This is a genomic window from Peribacillus simplex, assembly GCF_030123325.1.
GTDB classification, from domain to species: domain Bacteria; phylum Bacillota; class Bacilli; order Bacillales; family DSM-1321; genus Peribacillus; species Peribacillus simplex_D.
This window is the reverse complement of record NZ_CP126106.1, coordinates 2,418,213-2,434,752: the sequence shown is the minus strand read 5'-3', so window position 1 is coordinate 2,434,752 and position 16,540 is coordinate 2,418,213. Positions and strand designations below refer to the sequence as shown.

Below are 16,540 nucleotides of genomic sequence, written 5' to 3'. Positions count from 1 at the left end.
TCAACTGCCTGTCCTTTACACTTTCACAAAGATAGTGGGAACTTGGAAACATGGCATTTTAAAAACAACACAGGAGATGACGCTATGAACTTAAGATTCTATATCACCCTATTCCCCCTTCCTTAAGGCTATTTTGACATTCGAAGCGGATCCAACATCACTACGTCATGATGTTAGGACCACTTACTATGTGTATAATACACTCTGATTTTTTTAAAGTCAATTTAAAAATCAGAATATTTAGATAACAAAATGAAAATTTTCAAATAAAAAAGGTGCCCATTAATACTGAAAACCTCAAATATTTTTCATTTTACTTCTTTCACATTGGAGGATTCATCTAACACACTTTCCGTTGCTAATTTTACGGTATTCTGCTTCCTATCCAGCATTTTCTTCAGAAGGTATGAAAAAAGCAATGTAAACGCAATTCCCTTAACGATCGATGTATAACCGTAAACAAGAAGTCCCAATATCAGTACGAAAAGATTGATAATCCTTATTGTCGCTGCAATATCTATTTTTTCATTTTTATGATGTAAAATTAAGGCGATCACGTCAAAGCCAACAGTGGAGGCATTTGCTGTTATACATAAATAATATCCTATCGCTATCAAAATCGACGAAATGATAATCACTAAAGCGATATTTATTTCGAAATTAATCTTCAATGAATAAAAAAAATTGAAAAAAACCATATAGCTAAGCGAACTTACAATCGACTTGAAAAAGTATTCTTTCCCTAGAAAAACTAAACAAATGATTAACAGTAATCCTGTTACGAAATTGGCTAGCATGGCAATGTTATAACCCGATAATGCATTCAATAATAATGCCGAGCTAGTTACCCCGCCATTGATAATTTCATTGGGAACGATTAAATAAGCATAGGCAAAGGTCATGGAAATGTTTCCTGCGATAATTTTCACTAAATCCTTCATAAACTTCTCACCATCCCGTTCAATATTTTGATAATGTCTCCCCCCTTAAATATATATTTATACTTGAACCATAAGATACACACCTCTTACAACCATTTATTCGAACCTTTTCCCTTTCGTTATTTTTGAATGATTTTATGAAGAATGCATATTTTTGGTTCAAGTGATTACAATAATTCGCTAACCAGAATCCTCTCTCCTTCTAATAAATAAAATAAAACATCCTCCTTAAAACTTGAGGATGTTCATGTTTACTATATAAACATTTAAGCAATGCAGATTTCTTGAACAACTTAACGCTGTTCAGAAGCCTTTGAGTTTACCTGAATGAATAAGGCATTCCAATAAATCCCCAAAGGTTTATACAAGGAAAAGGCTATTTATAATCTCGCTTAAATAGACTTAGTCCGACATCAAAACCTGACAAAAAAGAAAAGAAAACTGTTTAGGTATGGAAAGTATATTCCCCTATTTATATCATCAATTATTATTCCGCAATAAAAAAGTTGAGGGATATGCCCCTCAACTTTTTAGTGTTCAATAACTATTTACTAAGAAATGTTTCTTTCTAAAGGATCTGGATCAGCCATTTCACGTTACAGGTAATGCCGTCTCATCTTTCATTAGCCTTTTTCGGTAAACCATATTGGACAGTTGTACACTCACTTCATAAAGCACAAGTAAAGGGACGATGACCAAAATGTCCGAAATTAAATCTGGAGGCGTAATCAGGATCGAGATGACAACCAGGACGAAATAAGAAACCTTACGTGACTTTTTCAACACTGTTGGATTGATGATGCCTAATCTGGTCAGGAACATGACCACAAGCGGCATCTCGAATAAAATCCCGAAAGGTAAGATCAAATTAATCATGAACCGAAAGTACTTTTCAGCTGTGAACATCATCTCGAACTGCCCGGCCGATAGGGAAGTGAGGAAACCCAGCACGATTGGAAACAAAACAAAATATCCAAATGAGATACCGGTGATGAATAGAATGAAGAGCCCGGGTATGAACCGAAATGTAACTCTTCTCTCTTCCGGTTTCAGCGCTGGAGCCACAAAGCGCCATAACTGATAGGCTGCTAGCGGAATCGTTGCAGCTATTGCACAAACCGCAGCGATAATCATGTAAACCCAAAGGATCTCACTTGGTCCCAGCACGGCAAGCTTTCCTTCCAAATCCTTAATGAGCAGTTCATAAATATCCTGTACGAATATGAAACTCACTATGAAAAAAGCCAGAAAACCTATCAGTGTTTTAATGATTCTGCTTCGGAGTTCCTCCATATGCTCAATAACGTGTAAATCCTTACTTTCCACCTTCACTCCTCCTTTTTAGACATTTTACTTGCACTATTGCAAATAGCATCTCCCTCGAACTCTTTTCATGAAAAGAAGCAGGCGAGTCTTTCCGCCCGCTCTATCCCATTAAATTCATCCCTCTTTTTTAACAGCTCTTGACGCAGCTTTATTCTCGTTTTCATCCTCTTTTTCTGAATCATTCACCAATCCCTTTGTTGCACTTTTGAACTCGGACAATGTCCGGCCAAATGCACGGCCGATTTCCGGCAGCTTGGACGGTCCAAAAATAATCAGTGCAATCACGAGGACAATCACCAAACCGGGTATTCCTATATTTGAAAGCATACTTATTCACTCCTCTGATTTTCTCATTTTTATTCGCCATATTCTTGTCAAGCATCATTATGGTTCCCTATCAATTCGTCACATTCCCCTGCTTTTTCATTCTTTGTTTTTCGTGTGCGCGATTATGGGCACGCGTCCGATCTTCCTCAACTTCGTTCGTTTTTTGTACACCTTCCATAACCGCTGCTGAAGCAACCTTACGCAGCCCTGTTTGATCCTTATCAAAAACAAAGGATGCTCTTGTCGATATGTCCGCACCTGGTTCTGTCACGAATGGAACTACACGGTAGTCAGCCTTCCATTGTTCTGGGGTTACTTTGCAACGGACATATCCCCGGTAATCATTAAAGAACTTTATATGTGGATTCTGACTTAGTATTTTATCAGTATCCGCACGCTTATCCGCTCCATTTCCACCAGATGTGATGGAAGTTCCGACAAACTCCACACCGAAAATCTTTGAATTTGGATCATCGAAATCCGCCTTTAGATTGGCTGCCCAGCTAGCATGTACATCACCGGTCAACACGACCAGATTTTCCAGGTTGTTTCCTTTGATTACATCAATTAAACGATCGCGTGCAGCCGGGTACCCATCCCAGGAATCCATGCTGAATTTGGGAGCGGTTGGTGTTCCATAATTCCGTTGTGCAAAGAAAATCTGCTGAGGCAGAACGTTCCACTTCGTATTTGATTTTGATAGATTGTCAGTTAGCCACTGTTCCTGCTCTGGACCTAGCAATGTCCGTTTCGGATCAAGTGACTCAGGCGTTTGCGGGGAACTTCCATCGCCGTTTGCCTGATCATCGCGGTATTGACGGGAATCCAATACAAAGAAAGAGGCCAGATCTCCATATGTGAAATTTCGGTATAACCGCATATCCGCTCCCTTAGGCAAAGACGATTTACGAAGGGGCATATGCTCATAGTAAGCCTGATAGGCGGCGGCCCTTCTCTTGATGAATGCTTCTACCGATTGTCCTTTTTCCGGGATGACATTTGCATAATTGTTTTCAACTTCATGATCATCCCATGTCACGACCCATGGGAAAGCTGCGTGTGCCGCTTTTAGATGGGTATCAGAGCGGTATTGTGCGTATCTATTTCGATAATCCTCAAGCGTGATGATCTCCGGACCACTATGTACACGGACATTACCTGTAGATGAAACATATTCATTTGGTCCATATTCATATATATAATCGCCAAGGTGAAAGACAATATCCAGATCTTCTTTTGCCAAATGTTTATATGCCGTATAATAACCATGCTCAAATTGCTGGCATGAAACAAACGCGAATGACAAGCTCGAAACACTTGAACCTACTGGCGGAAGAGTTTTCGTTTTCCCAGTCTGACTTACTTCCCCTCCGCTTTTAAAACGGTAAAAATAGACCTTGTCAGGTTTTAACCCGCTTACTTCCACATGAACGGAGTGTCCAAGTTCCGGCCTGGCTATTTCCTTGCCCTGCTGGACAATCTTTCTGAAATTCTCATCCTTTGCCACTTCCCATTTAACGGAAATGGCTTCATTTGGCATTCCTCCGCCATTCAACGGATCAGGTGCCAACCTTGTCCATAAAACTACACTATCCGAGAGCGGATCACCTGAAGCTACACCGAGAGTAAATGGATAATCACTGAATTTCGGGGCAGCATTCACTTCAATCCCGCCCATTGATTGAGCAAGGGCAAGACCTAATGAAAGTCCGGCAAGCTTACTTGCTCCCTGGATAAAGTTTCTGCGGTCCATGTTCTTGCCTAATTCGCTCCAATTCTTAATTAAATCATCCATTGCTCTTTCATTATTCATTGATCTTTCCCTCCTAATATTTGAATCTGGTTCAAGTATAGAAGGGCATTTTTAAAGGTGTATGAAGAAGTGTAAATCAATAAGTTCCCATTTAGGAATTTTCAATCAGGACTAATGGTCCCCATCGAACACAAAAAGAGATATGATTCACTCATACAATTACATTGACCTACAAACTTTTACATTTACCGACAGTCTTTCATCCTACTTCTCTTCATGAATCATTTATTTAATCGTTACAAATAACTGCCATGGGTTATTTTAACAATGGAAAAACTTCAATAAACTTATAGTATTTAATCTGTTTATGTAAAGTCTGTGAATAATTAGAATAATAGCATGGTCGATATCAGACTAACGAATGTCTGAAAAATTCATGAGTAATTACTCACTTTTTATTTAAAAACATCCTAATTTATGTAATAATGGTTTCAAAATAAAAAATGAAAGTACTTGAGGGATTCTGCATTGGAGAGTATGGAAGCATTATTTGAAAAAATTGAGATATTGAGGAAAGAACTAATAACCACCGGATTGATTTATGGATTTACTGCCCCAAAAACATTACATAAAAGCCAGGAACTAGATGAACTGTTGAATTTACTTACAAATGAAAAAGAACCAAATGATTTAGAATATGTCTAAAAAGATCCATGAACTAATACTTCATGGATCTTTCTTGGACTTTTACCTATTGCTTCCTAGTATAGTTTTCTACCTTATTTCGTGTAGAATTCGCCATGGGAATAGAACATAAAAAAGTTATAATAGAAAGATAACCAGACATCAAGGGGACGTACAATGGATAGTAATGATAAATCTAAGATTTTTTAATGCAGGAGTTACTAAAGCTAAAACTTTCACTAAGACATGAATTAAATCGTGTCACTCAAATAATAGATCATTTAAACCCGGATCAAGAGGCTGTACTTCCTTTAAAAGATGTGTCAATACATAATGAATTGTTGGACGATAAAGATATATTCTCCCTTGTTAAATTACAAATGCAGAAAAAGATCTCTAAACCGAGCTATGAGGCTTGGATGAAAGATGTGTACTTTTCTTCTATTGAAAGTGACCGAATGACATTAGTTGCACCTAATGTATTCGCTCGAGATTGGCTTGAGGAAAGGTACGCAGAATTAATTAAATTCTTGCTGTAGAGTATCAATGGAAAAGATTATACGATTCGATTTATTATGAAATAAGGGAACTCTTAACCAACCAAACGAAGAAGCTATAAAGGCTCCTTCGTTCGTTATAAGAAAATAATAAAGTACATGTTATGTGCCTAAAGCTTTAGTCTGAGATAATATGAAGTAAATAGGCAGTCAACTGGCTGTTTTTTCGTCCGGAATTTCCCAATTTCATAAGTTTAGCGTTTTCTAAGCATTCATTTTCCTATATCTTACGGTCATATCAACGATTGTCAATAATAAAACAAACCATAGCATAGGATTATTCAAAGAAATTCCTACAGTAGATTTTCCGCCCATTACCGTTAATAATCCTATTAGCACTAACATATAAAAAATAAATACTGCTTCTCCAATTAATGCATTTTCACAATCTTTTTCAGTCTTTCGATTAATGATAATATAGACAACCGCTAATGAGATCATTCCAATTGTCAGTGCAGTTTTAGGAATGTCTTTGAAAACGAGATGAGGGAAATAATCAAAAATCATTAGAAAAGAAAATAATAAAAAGATACCTATTCTCAATAATATTTTCAAATTCATCTTATTCCCCATTTCCTCGATTTATTATTTCCCAAACCAGTAATTGCATTGGAAATATTGAACTGATTTAGGTGATGTGTAATTACTTTTGCCATAATGAACCACTGTCGCATGATAATTTCTTTTCTTTTCTGCAGTGCTATATGAACTTGATACCCAAGAACCCACGTAAGTTGGACTAATTTTGGACCAGCTATTTAACTTTACAAAAAGCCAATTAGCGAATACACTATCTGTCAGTTTTTTAGGAATCTTTTTCATCATATATGCAAAAATTAGATTTTTGGCTTCATTTACACCGGTATTTTTGTAGGTTCTATAAATAGGAGCTATTTCAGTTATTGTTGATCCACCTGAAATAGGTCCATATGCAGTTATACCACCAGAGTTAAGTGTATTAATACTCATAACTTCATTATATAGATTTTCAATCTCTTGCTCCGTTAAAATTGTATTACTTATTATTTCTAGTTCATTAAAAGAATAGGCATGTTCGTTTACTTCTTGTTGTGTCGATGTCTCGTTGCTAACTTCTATACTTGCAAATGAAGGAGCTACAAAACTAAATAAAATAATCAACGATAATGAAAAGGCAAATATATTTTTCATAATATTCTATTCCCCTTCTAGTAGATTTTTTCTTAACATTTTTCCTACATTTAAGAAATAAATTCTCTCATAGAAGATGCTGTTTATGGAGTGATCTAAGTAGAGGCTGAAGGACAAAGGTTTAAGGCTGAAGGCTGAAGGCTGAGGCAGGAACAATTCCGATTTCTATATCTTTTTATAAAATCCTCTCCTTTCCATGGTTAGGTATTATCTACCACTTTATATTAACATTAGTATGAAAATATAACTAGATTTATTTTATTTTTATAAAAATATATATAAAAAAGGGTCTGAAGAATCATTATCCAAATTATCGTTACCTCTTTTAGAAGCTGTGGGATTTTATGACTTCATTCAAGACTTGAAATATGTCTCAGTCAAGATTTTTTTCGAAAGAAGTAGTTTTTTATGTTCGGTCAATTCTTTGACTGGTTCACATAGACGTCGTAAAAGATACTATTTATTATGTCATCTAATAATTTTTAAAAGTCTCATTTCCTCATACATTTAAATGCTTTTATAATATTTGTTAACCAATATCAAAATAATATATTATATTAATTTTTTATGATTGTAATTCCACTTATTGCTTTTGAATTAAACGATTGGTTCGTTCATTCAATAAGAAAAAGAGCCGTTGTAACAGCTCCTCGTCCCCCTCTTTCACCCTTTTGAAACGATAGCGTAATGATTCTCCTACTTATTTTTTACTCTTTGCATCCGTTTGAGCTTATATTTTTCAAAATCCCACTTAGACAAAAATTCTTTTGCAGAAGTATAGCCTGATTGATAGAGAAAGTCGATTTCTTCCTCATTCAGTTCAAAGTCCGTTGCGTCGATGCCGCCAGTAGGAATTTGAATCGTGCGTTCAATCGTTTCTTCGTCCATATGTCGTAAATCATGGGCTTGAAGCATCGTTTTAAATATATTTTTGAAAAGGTGGATTGGCGTTGGTATAACCGGATCTATGTTAACTTCATCTTTCACAAAATGGAATCCGAATGTTGGAAAGCGAGGATTTTCTGTATCGAAAATCCATATTGGGAAGTTACTAAGTAAACCACCATCTAAAATGTAGGATTTTTTCCGGTCTTTTGATTTCCAGATAACCGGACGGAAGAAAAATGGCAGAGAGGCACTCATCATTACGGCAGTTGAAACTTTTAAATCAGCAGGTGACATACCATAGCGTACCAAATCATCTGGCAAAATAAGCATCTGGCCATTCGAAACATCAGACGCAATTATCTTCAACTTTCCATCTGGAAGATCCGCGAATGTCTTAATCCCTTTTTCTGAAAGAAGAGAATCCACCCATTTTTCCAAATAGTCGTTTTTGAAAATCCCAAGATGAACCATAAGTTCCAAAAAGAAGCCCACAATGGGAATTCGATTCAGAAATGTCCTGCCTCGAATCTTTGAGTAGTTGATTTCACTATACCGCTCTCTAATTTCATGGCTTTTATAGCCACTAGCCAAAAGAGCTGCGATTACTGCTCCTGCTGATGTCCCCGCAAGTCTCTCCCATTCTACTTTTTCCTCTTCCATTGCTTGAATCGCTCCAATAAAAGCAATTCCCCTGACCCCCCCACCTTCAAAAACGGCATCTGCTTTCATTTTTATCCACCTCTCTCGATAAGAGTTATTATAATTATTAACAATAATTTCATATAAAGCGAACTTGCACACTCTTAGATTCCAAAAATCAGCCCGACAGTTGAAGAATAAAAACCGCTTGTTATCGATGGCTGACGGTTCTATTTTTCTAACAAATTAATTCGCTAGTTTATGCTTTCCATCCCTGAATGACTATTGGTTACATATCCAACCGTTTTTTCTTTTTTATTTTATATCACCTTTTACCATTACTTCATGTCTGTGGATTCCCTACTTGTGGAAAGCCTTAATCATTTACTCTGGCTCTACTACTATCTTAAAGTGGATAGACATTCTAACAGTGGTGAAAGCGACATTGATGGTAATCAACGTAATAACATTAGTAGGATGGCATCTTCTATCATGGTATGTATAAAACGAGGCATTTGCATGGACAAATTATCAGATACCTTTTAAAAAACTTCATCTAATCAAAAATAATGTTTAGATTGTTGAACTAATGCCTCAAAATGGGTACCAAAATAGTAAAGTGTCTAGCCATTACTTCTTTTATTAAGGCTCTGCTAAACTTTATTTTATTGCTTGTGTTACTAAACTTATTAGACTGATCCAGTAAAAAGGCTGCCCATATGAAAAACTTTCTATAAACAAGTACTTTTTGCTGAAAAACCAATTTATTCACTTATCAAAAAAGTAATTTTTCTTTAAAGGATGACCGTTATTTTTTATAGAGGTATTTTTTAAATTATGTCGAAAAGGATATGTAACAATTGAAGGAGTGAAAAAATGGAAATGAACCGTGCAAGGAAAATGTATGATTACCACGTGTGGGCTAATCAGCAAGTGTTCCAAAACCTAAAACAATTACCGGACGGAGTCTATGGCGACACGATAAAAAGTGTCTTTCCATCCATCAAGGAAGTCCTTGTTCACCTTTACGCAACAGATATTACCTGGTTGGAGATAATGAAAGGAAGCACCGTTCAAGATACTTTTAAGAAAGTTGAACAGCGGCGGAAAGAAGTGGACGGGTTCTCAATACATGAACTTGAATCCTCCTATGATGAACTTGCAAAGGATTATGATAATTTTTTTACTTCTCAGCCTGATCTTGAACGGACCATTGTGACCGAACATCCCAAAATGGGGGCTTGTGAGTTTATACTTGCCGACCTCATCCATCATGTAGTGAATCATGGGACCTATCATCGCGGTAATGTTTCAGCGATGCTCCATCAGCAAGGCGAGCGTGGCGCACCAACGGATTATGTATTTTATTGTTTAAAATAATCGGTTTGGCAACCGAAAGTATGAAGGAACATCAGTTAGGAGTCGCTATTAACATATAAAAGCACGGCTATTCCAGATGAAAGCCGATGATTCACTTGCCAAGGAATCATCGGCTTTTATTTGTTGGAATGAAAATCCAAACGCTCGTGGCATGGTTATATTAAGTCAGTACAAATGCCTTCATTATATCTTTAGAGCTTTACCCGTTGAAGGCGAAGTGCATTCAATACGACTGATACAGAACTGAAAGCCATGGCAGCACCAGCCAACCAGGGGGCAAGCAGTCCGATTGCCGCAATTGGTATCCCGATTACGTTATAGGCAAAAGCCCAGAAAAGGTTTTGTTTGATATTCCGCATCGTTTTCCGGCTCATGAGGATTGCATCTGCAATACTGTTCAAATCCCCCCGGATCAAAGTGATATCGGCGGCTTCCATGGCTACGTCCGTCCCGGTTCCTATAGCCATTCCTATATCGGCCAATGCCAGCGCTGGAGCATCATTTATCCCATCTCCGACCATTGCCACTCTTTTACCTGCGGACTGCAGTTTTTTCACTTCTTCCGCTTTCCCTTCAGGAAGGACTTCTGCAATCACTTGGTCAATGCCCACTTGATGGCCGATGGCATTTGCTGTCGTTTGATTATCCCCGGTTATCATGATGACCTGGATATCCATTGCTTTCAACCTTTTAATCGCCGTTAGCGAGGTATCTTTTATCGTATCGGCAACGGCAATGAGTCCTGCATATTCCCCATCAATGCTAGCGAGCATTGCTGTCTTCCCTTGCTCTTCAAATGCTTCCATCGCTGTCAATGCCTTAGTAATATCCACGTTATTTTGCTTCATCAACTTACGCGTTCCGACGTATAACACTTTTTGATCCACTACAGCTCTCACGCCGTATCCAGGAATCGCTTCAAATTCCTCTATCGCAGCAAGTGATATCTGTCTTGCTTGAATTCCTTGAACGATTGATTGCGCAAGAGGGTGTTCAGATTGTTTTTCAGCTGCTCCGATTAGAGATAAAAACTGTTCTTCTTCCATACCGTTCTCGATGAGGACATCGGTCAACACAGGGGCACCATTTGTCACTGTTCCCGTTTTATCCAAAATGACCGCATCTATATGGTGTGTGGTTTCCAAATGTTCCCCGCCTTTAAATAAAATACCGAATTCAGCGGCCCGCCCTGATCCTGCCATGATGGATGTGGGAGTGGCCAGACCTAAAGCACACGGACAGGCTATGACTAGCACTGCAATCATCGCTTCAAAAGCTGGTGTGAATTCTCCAGGGTTAACCCATATCATCCAAACCAGAAAAGTTAAAAGGGCGATTCCGACAACAATGGGAACGAAGACACCGGAAATTTGGTCAGCAAGACGTTGAATCGGGGCTTTGGACCCTTGAGCATCCTCGACCACTTTTATGATTTGGGAAAGAGCGGTATCCCTTCCGATCTTTGTCGCTTTCATTTTGAGAAACCCATTCTTATTCAATGTTGAGCCAATCACAGTATCCCCATTTGTTTTATCCACCGGAATGCTCTCACCCGTTAACATGGATTCATCAACGGCAGAGTTCCCTTCGAATACCTCTCCATCGACAGGGATCTTTTCACCCGGCTTCACCAAAATCGTATCTCCCACGATGACTTCCTCAAGTGGTATTTCATGTTCTCCCCCGTTCCTTAACACCAGTGCCGTTTTGGCCTGAAGCCCCATCAATTTTTTGATGGCCTCGGAAGAACGTCCTTTTGCTTTTGCTTCAAAAAGCTTCCCTAAGAGAATGAGGGTGATAAGAATCGAACTAGTTTCGAAATAAAGTTGTGCCGTATTGTGATGGGATCCCATCGAGATGATCGCCTGATAAACACTGTAAAAATAGGCAGCGGATGTTCCCATTGCGACTAATACATCCATGTTGGCACTTTTATTTTTCAAGGCTTTATAAGCCCCCACATAAAACTGCTTACCAATCAGAAATTGCACGGGGGTGGCGAATGCCATTTGCACCCAAGGATTCATGAGGAAATCAGGCATATAGATAAACGAAGTAAAACTAAAATGGCTTACCATCGCCCATAACAATGGAAATGATAATATGACCGAAAAAATGAATGTATTCTTTTGTTTTTGAATTTCTTTTTGACGGAAATCCGCGGATTCCTGGTTATCTTCCTTGATGATCGCCCCATACCCTAACTTCTCCACCCGTTGAATGATGTCAACTGGGGAGGCCTCGGAAGGATCATATTCGACTGTCGCATTTTCGAGCGCAAGATTCACATTGGCCATGCTTACTCCATCCAGCCTATTTAACCCTTTTTCAATTCGGTTAGCACAGGCAGCACAGGTCATGCCCGTAATCGTAAATTCCTTTTTCTCTTTTACTACATCATAGCCAAGGTCTTGAATTTTCTTTTCAAAGTCCTTGTTGCTTAATTTTTCCGTATCATATTTAATGACAGATTTCTCAAGAGCCAAATTAACGGTGGCTTCCTCAACGCCTTCCATTCGGTTTAACCCTTTTTCAATCCGGTTAGCACAGGCAGCGCAAGTCATACCTGTAATCTGTAAGGTTGTTTCTTTTGTTTGGCCGCTCACATCATCCCCGCCTTCCTATACCGCTATGGGGTATATTTTTTTGTAAAAAAAAGTGCTTAACAGCACTCACATGACTTATTCGACATCGTAGCCTTGATCATCGATTTTTTCTTTTATTTTCTCAAGTGATACTTTTTCCTTATCAAACGCTACATCTACTTTTCCTGCGTCCAAATGCACTTTTACGCTTTCAACACCTGCAAGTTTTCCTACGTTCCCTTCAACTGCATTCACACAATGACCACAAGACATTCCACTTACACTCAATGTTACATTTTCCATTTCAACATCTGCTCCTTTATTTTTTCATTAATTTTTGTATCGTTACAAGCACTTCATCTATAACCTCTGTATCCCCTTCATTCAGGCGTTCGACCACACAATTCCTTAGATGGCCTTCCAATAATATCTTGGCTACACTATTCATCGCGCTTTGTGTAGCTGCTATTTGGGTAATCACATCATCACAATACGTATCTTTTTCAATAAGACCCTTTATACCGCGAATTTGACCTTCAATTCGATTCAACCGGGTCGTTAAATTCTTTTTTACTGCTTCTGAGTGATGACTCTTTCGGCCGTGGGAAGAGGTCGTACAGCATTCTTCTTCATTCACAGAATCTTTACCATTCAACATTTCATCCATTTCCCATCCCTCCTCGAAAATTAATATACCATACCCTACTACCCTATGCAAAGAAAAAGATTTATGTTCCTTATTTATTACTATTCGTTTAATAATGTTTTCTATTCTTAAGCTAAGAAACGGACATTTTATGAGTTGTACTATCATGGACATAGACCGCCAAGAACCTATTTGCCTAAGAAAAGGATAGTATGTTTTATTCAACCAGTTAACATAAAAACACTGATGACAAACAATATTCAGTTGATTACAGAAGTCGACTGTCTGCCAAGCCTCATCAAAGCAAGCGACTGTGGTGTCTCGGCTAGCCAGTTTTTCGACAGGTGTGTCGAAAATTTTTTCAATCTAATGAGATTTCACCCCGTATAAAAAGGTAAAAACATGAAGGACAAACAATTTAAAAAAGGATTCGGGGTGAGCTACTTCAGCCCCCTTTTTTAGACAAAAGTGTTTTTATCTGAATAAGTTGATTGGAGCGGGTGTGCGAGACTCCTGCTTAGAAAAGCGCGTCCAAGGGAGACCCCACAGGCGCGAAGCGTCGAGGAGGCTCCCGGACCGCCCGCGGAAAGCGAGTGCCTGGAGAGGAAATCAACATTCCTGGTTCAGGGTGAGAGCATTCCGAACCAGGAATGTCAAAAAAAATGACTGAGGATACTCATGCATCCTCAGCCTTTTTATTTTCATTTAATTTACGATGCCAAAATGTAATGTTTACTGTTCTTTTGAAATATTATTATTCCTTTTCTTCTTCACTAAAAGAATGATGGCAATGATAAAGGCTACAGCGCTATATATCCAGGTAAACATAAAGGCGAGGCCCAACCCGATATTTGCATCCATATAATCGTTTTTCACATGATCAATGGCTAAATATAGAAGCGGTGCACCTCCAATTATGAGGAGGATGACCCAGAGAACATTCATTTTCAGATTCCTGCTTGATAAAATAATAATGATGAAGGATAGCAAGAGAAACGCTTCTGAAGCTATCGTCAACGTTACCAGATTGCTCATAATAATTCACTCCTAATCGTGGTTGCCTAACTGGAATATATTAATGTTCCTTTATATCTATGTTGCTTTTCGTTCCTTTTTCATAAATTGAAATTATTAACTTAGTAAAAAACCTGAATACCTCCATCAGAAATGAAGGATCCAGGCTGCATGTTAATTTTTCTTTGATAGTTGCAATGCATTCTTGATGCTTTTCAGTGATTTTGAGCTTCCGTACATCAAGACTCCACCACGATAGATTTTTGCTCCGATAATTCCAAGTAAAACAATGGTTAAGATCAACACAGCAATGCTGATGGCGATTTCCCAGAATGGAACTTCAAGCATCCCTACGCGCAAGAACATGATCATAGGCGTGAAAAATGGAATGAAAGATGTAATCGTAATATAACTCGCTGACGGATTCCCCAGTCCAAACATCGCAATCATGAATGCAATGACGACTAGCATGGTCATCGGTGAAATCATTTGCTGGACATCTTCAATTTTGCTGACAACGGACCCAAGGCATGCCGCAAGAGTCGCGTAAAGAAAATAACCAAGCAAAGCGAAGATGATTGCATAAATGATAGTTGAGATATCGGTGCTTCCGAAACCGAAAAATGAAAAGAATCCTTCATCCATACCTGTCAAGTTTTGTTTAATCGAGAAATAGCCCACTCCAAAAAATAAAATCATTTGCGTAAGACTAAGCAAAGCAACACCCATTATTTTGGCAAACATCTGTGTTACTGGCGGGACACTTGAAATCAGGATTTCCATGACCCGTGATGTTTTTTCCGTAGCCACTTCCATTGCAATCATCGTTGCATACATCAATACACCGAAGTAAATGACGAATAGGAGCACATACACGAGACCTCGTGCTTGATTGAGATCCTCTTCCGTTTTTGCATTTTTCTGAAGCGCAATCGTATCAAATGCTGGCGGCGTATTCAATTGAGCGATTTGCTGCTCTGTCAAATTCAATTCCTTCGCAGTTATTTGACCCTTCAATTGGGTAAGCGCTAAAAGCAAATCATTACTTACCGCAGAATCTGAAATTTGATTCGCTTTATACGTTCCCTTGAAGCCGACGGTTTCATCCTTTTCGATTAACAAATACCCAACGATATCTTCCGCGTTGACCATTTTCTCCGCTTCCTTTTCATCCTGGGCGGATATTATCGATAGGTCGTCGTTCACACCTGCTACCGCTTTTTTGTAAGAATCAAATAAGCTACCTTCAGTTTGATCGATGACGGCAACCTTTTCCTGATCATCACTGTCGAATTTATCAATAAGATTCGAAATATTCGTAAGGACAAGAATCAGGGCCATCATAATGATTGTAGAAATGATAAAGGATTTCGTTTTTAATTTTGATAGATATGTATGGGAAAGGACAATCCAAAAGTTATTCATAGACGGCACCCACTTTTTCAATGAAAATATCCGTCAGCGATGGTTCTTCCAATTCGAACTTCCTGACGAAACCTCTTGGAACAAGATCACGAATCATGTTCTCAGCCACATCTTCACCAGTGACTTGAAGAATCTTTCCTTCCATCGTGTTCTTTACTTTTGTTACACCTGAATAATTATCCAAAAAGGATAAATCAAAATCAGCTTTAATTGACACATTCTTTTTACCAAAAGAACGCTTGATTTCTTTTAATTTTCCAGCCACAACAGGAGAACCTTTATGCATGATGCAAAGATGCTCACACATCTCCTCAACATGCTCCATGCGATGGCTAGAGAAAACGATTGTCGTACCGCTGTCCCTTAAGTCGATGACGGCTTTCTTCAGTATTTCCACATTCACTGGATCCAGGCCGCTGAAGGGTTCGTCAAGGATAAGTAATTCAGGTTTATGGATCATGGATGCGATTAGCTGGATTTTTTGCTGATTTCCCTTTGAAAGCTCTTCAACTCTCTTATCGATATATTCAGGAACCATAAAGCGGTCCAGCCAATACTCCAATTCTTTCAAAGCATCCCTTTTGTTCATCCCTCTTAATCTAGCCAAATACACAATTTGATCGCGCACCTTCAGTTTTGGATATAGTCCGCGTTCTTCAGGAAGATAGCCAATCAATGAACTGGTCGTATAATCGATTTTTTTACCATCCCAGGTCACTTCCCCTTCAGTCGGGTCAAGCAGGCCGAGTATCATTCGGAACGTAGTCGTTTTCCCCGCTCCGTTCCCGCCTAAAAAGCCGAACATTTCTTTTTCGGGGATAGTTAAATCAAGCTTGTTGACAGCAGTGAATTCCCCGAATTTTTTCGTAACTTCTTTAATTTGTAAAGCCAATGGACAACCTCCTATTATATGATTCTCATTATATGTTACCGGAAAGGTTTTCCAATTTCAACTATCACACAGGACTATATAACTCTTTTTCCCTTCGATTATATGCAAATTTCCTCATAAAATGCCCTATCCCCAGATTGCATGGAGATCCAAAATACCTTAGCTGATTTCTGCAGGTACCCATATGCGTATTTTCAATTACTCACGAAATTTATATTTAATTAATGGGTAAATACTAAAAATTGATACAACCTAAACATTAGAGTTGAATTCGCAGCACAAACAGGACGCCCTTGAAAAAGACAAAACAGTG

At 38.4% G+C, this 16,540-nt stretch carries 16 protein-coding genes; 3 read left to right on the top strand and 13 right to left on the bottom strand.

The window, feature by feature from the left end:
- Positions 1–308: 308 nt before the first annotated feature.
- The 4 genes from QNH43_RS11580 to QNH43_RS11565 form a co-directional block, all read right to left on the bottom strand.
- A complete protein-coding gene (locus QNH43_RS11580; RefSeq protein WP_283917935.1) occupies positions 309–941 on the bottom strand; it encodes a YitT family protein in 633 nt (210 codons plus the stop codon).
- A 591-nt stretch (positions 942–1,532) separates the two neighbouring features.
- The gene (gene tatC, locus QNH43_RS11575; protein WP_397222494.1) at positions 1,533–2,234 is read right to left on the bottom strand and encodes a twin-arginine translocase subunit TatC; all 702 of its coding nucleotides are present in this window, start codon (positions 2,232–2,234) and stop codon (positions 1,533–1,535) included.
- A 147-nt stretch (positions 2,235–2,381) separates the two neighbouring features.
- Entirely contained in the window at positions 2,382–2,594 is a 213-nt protein-coding gene (locus tag QNH43_RS11570; protein WP_283917934.1) for a twin-arginine translocase TatA/TatE family subunit, read from the bottom strand.
- Between the two features lie 70 nt (positions 2,595–2,664).
- Positions 2,665–4,407 carry an alkaline phosphatase D family protein gene (locus QNH43_RS11565; RefSeq protein WP_283917933.1) on the bottom strand — a complete coding sequence of 581 codons (1,743 nt, stop codon included), beginning with the start codon at positions 4,405–4,407 and terminating at the stop codon, positions 2,665–2,667.
- Positions 4,408–4,884: 477 nt separating this feature from the next.
- Between QNH43_RS11565 and QNH43_RS11560 the strand changes: the two genes are divergently transcribed.
- The gene (locus QNH43_RS11560) at positions 4,885–5,052 is read left to right on the top strand and encodes an aspartyl-phosphate phosphatase Spo0E family protein (RefSeq protein WP_082352106.1); all 168 of its coding nucleotides are present in this window, start codon (positions 4,885–4,887) and stop codon (positions 5,050–5,052) included.
- A 188-nt stretch (positions 5,053–5,240) separates the two neighbouring features.
- The gene (locus QNH43_RS11555) at positions 5,241–5,570 is read left to right on the top strand and encodes a DnaA N-terminal domain-containing protein (protein WP_283917932.1); all 330 of its coding nucleotides are present in this window, start codon (positions 5,241–5,243) and stop codon (positions 5,568–5,570) included.
- A 222-nt stretch (positions 5,571–5,792) separates the two neighbouring features.
- Here the strand turns inward: QNH43_RS11555 and QNH43_RS11550 are convergent, their stop codons facing one another.
- The 3 genes from QNH43_RS11550 to QNH43_RS11540 form a co-directional block, all read right to left on the bottom strand.
- Entirely contained in the window at positions 5,793–6,149 is a 357-nt protein-coding gene (locus QNH43_RS11550) for a hypothetical protein (protein WP_283917931.1), read from the bottom strand.
- Positions 6,150–6,173: 24 nt separating this feature from the next.
- Positions 6,174–6,758, bottom strand: coding sequence for a hypothetical protein (locus QNH43_RS11545; protein ID WP_283917930.1), 585 nt, complete (start codon positions 6,756–6,758; stop codon positions 6,174–6,176).
- A gap of 696 nt (positions 6,759–7,454) precedes the next feature.
- On the bottom strand, positions 7,455–8,375 hold the full coding sequence (locus tag QNH43_RS11540) for a patatin-like phospholipase family protein (RefSeq protein ID WP_283917929.1): 921 nt from the start codon (positions 8,373–8,375) through the stop codon (positions 7,455–7,457).
- A gap of 786 nt (positions 8,376–9,161) precedes the next feature.
- Here QNH43_RS11540 and QNH43_RS11535 point away from each other — a divergent pair.
- Positions 9,162–9,665 (top strand): DinB family protein, encoded by a 504-nt coding sequence (locus QNH43_RS11535; RefSeq protein ID WP_283917928.1) that lies wholly within the window; start codon positions 9,162–9,164, stop codon positions 9,663–9,665.
- Positions 9,666–9,856: 191 nt separating this feature from the next.
- Here QNH43_RS11535 and QNH43_RS11530 read toward each other — a convergent pair whose 3' ends face one another.
- The 6 genes from QNH43_RS11530 to QNH43_RS11505 all read right to left on the bottom strand — a co-directional run bounded on the left by QNH43_RS11530 (position 9,857) and on the right by QNH43_RS11505 (position 16,227).
- Positions 9,857–12,271, bottom strand: a complete 2,415-nt coding sequence (locus QNH43_RS11530; protein WP_283917927.1) for a heavy metal translocating P-type ATPase — start codon at positions 12,269–12,271, stop codon at positions 9,857–9,859.
- A gap of 75 nt (positions 12,272–12,346) precedes the next feature.
- Positions 12,347–12,553 carry a copper chaperone CopZ gene (gene copZ / locus QNH43_RS11525; protein WP_283917926.1) on the bottom strand — a complete coding sequence of 69 codons (207 nt, stop codon included), beginning with the start codon at positions 12,551–12,553 and terminating at the stop codon, positions 12,347–12,349.
- Positions 12,554–12,569: 16 nt separating this feature from the next.
- Positions 12,570–12,908, bottom strand: a complete 339-nt coding sequence (locus tag QNH43_RS11520; RefSeq protein WP_230303800.1) for a metal-sensitive transcriptional regulator — start codon at positions 12,906–12,908, stop codon at positions 12,570–12,572.
- Between the two features lie 720 nt (positions 12,909–13,628).
- On the bottom strand, positions 13,629–13,931 hold the full coding sequence (locus tag QNH43_RS11515; protein WP_283917925.1) for a hypothetical protein: 303 nt from the start codon (positions 13,929–13,931) through the stop codon (positions 13,629–13,631).
- A gap of 153 nt (positions 13,932–14,084) precedes the next feature.
- Positions 14,085–15,335, bottom strand: coding sequence for an ABC transporter permease (locus QNH43_RS11510; RefSeq protein ID WP_283917924.1), 1,251 nt, complete (start codon positions 15,333–15,335; stop codon positions 14,085–14,087).
- Entirely contained in the window at positions 15,328–16,227 is a 900-nt protein-coding gene (locus QNH43_RS11505) for an ABC transporter ATP-binding protein (protein ID WP_283917923.1), read from the bottom strand. The genes QNH43_RS11510 and QNH43_RS11505 overlap by 8 nt, the downstream gene beginning before the upstream one ends.
- Positions 16,228–16,540: the final 313 nt, after the last annotated feature.

What these genes read in the sequence shown, in the direction of transcription:
- QNH43_RS11580 (WP_283917935.1), bottom strand. Translation starts at nt 941, where the DNA reads ATGAAGGATTTAGTGAAAATTATCGCAGGAAACATTTCCATGACCTTT.
- tatC (WP_397222494.1), bottom strand. Translation starts at nt 2,234, where the DNA reads ATGGAGGAACTCCGAAGCAGAATCATTAAAACACTGATAGGTTTTCTG.
- QNH43_RS11570 (WP_283917934.1), bottom strand. Translation starts at nt 2,594, where the DNA reads ATGCTTTCAAATATAGGAATACCCGGTTTGGTGATTGTCCTCGTGATT.
- QNH43_RS11565 (WP_283917933.1), bottom strand. Translation starts at nt 4,407, where the DNA reads ATGAATAATGAAAGAGCAATGGATGATTTAATTAAGAATTGGAGCGAA.
- QNH43_RS11560 (WP_082352106.1), top strand. Translation starts at nt 4,885, where the DNA reads ATGGAAGCATTATTTGAAAAAATTGAGATATTGAGGAAAGAACTAATA.
- QNH43_RS11555 (WP_283917932.1), top strand. Translation starts at nt 5,241, where the DNA reads ATGCAGGAGTTACTAAAGCTAAAACTTTCACTAAGACATGAATTAAAT.
- QNH43_RS11550 (WP_283917931.1), bottom strand. Translation starts at nt 6,149, where the DNA reads ATGAATTTGAAAATATTATTGAGAATAGGTATCTTTTTATTATTTTCT.
- QNH43_RS11545 (WP_283917930.1), bottom strand. Translation starts at nt 6,758, where the DNA reads ATGAAAAATATATTTGCCTTTTCATTATCGTTGATTATTTTATTTAGT.
- QNH43_RS11540 (WP_283917929.1), bottom strand. Translation starts at nt 8,375, where the DNA reads ATGAAAGCAGATGCCGTTTTTGAAGGTGGGGGGGTCAGGGGAATTGCT.
- QNH43_RS11535 (WP_283917928.1), top strand. Translation starts at nt 9,162, where the DNA reads ATGGAAATGAACCGTGCAAGGAAAATGTATGATTACCACGTGTGGGCT.
- copZ (WP_283917926.1), bottom strand. Translation starts at nt 12,553, where the DNA reads ATGGAAAATGTAACATTGAGTGTAAGTGGAATGTCTTGTGGTCATTGT.
- QNH43_RS11520 (WP_230303800.1), bottom strand. Translation starts at nt 12,908, where the DNA reads ATGTTGAATGGTAAAGATTCTGTGAATGAAGAAGAATGCTGTACGACC.
- QNH43_RS11515 (WP_283917925.1), bottom strand. Translation starts at nt 13,931, where the DNA reads ATGAGCAATCTGGTAACGTTGACGATAGCTTCAGAAGCGTTTCTCTTG.
- QNH43_RS11510 (WP_283917924.1), bottom strand. Translation starts at nt 15,335, where the DNA reads ATGAATAACTTTTGGATTGTCCTTTCCCATACATATCTATCAAAATTA.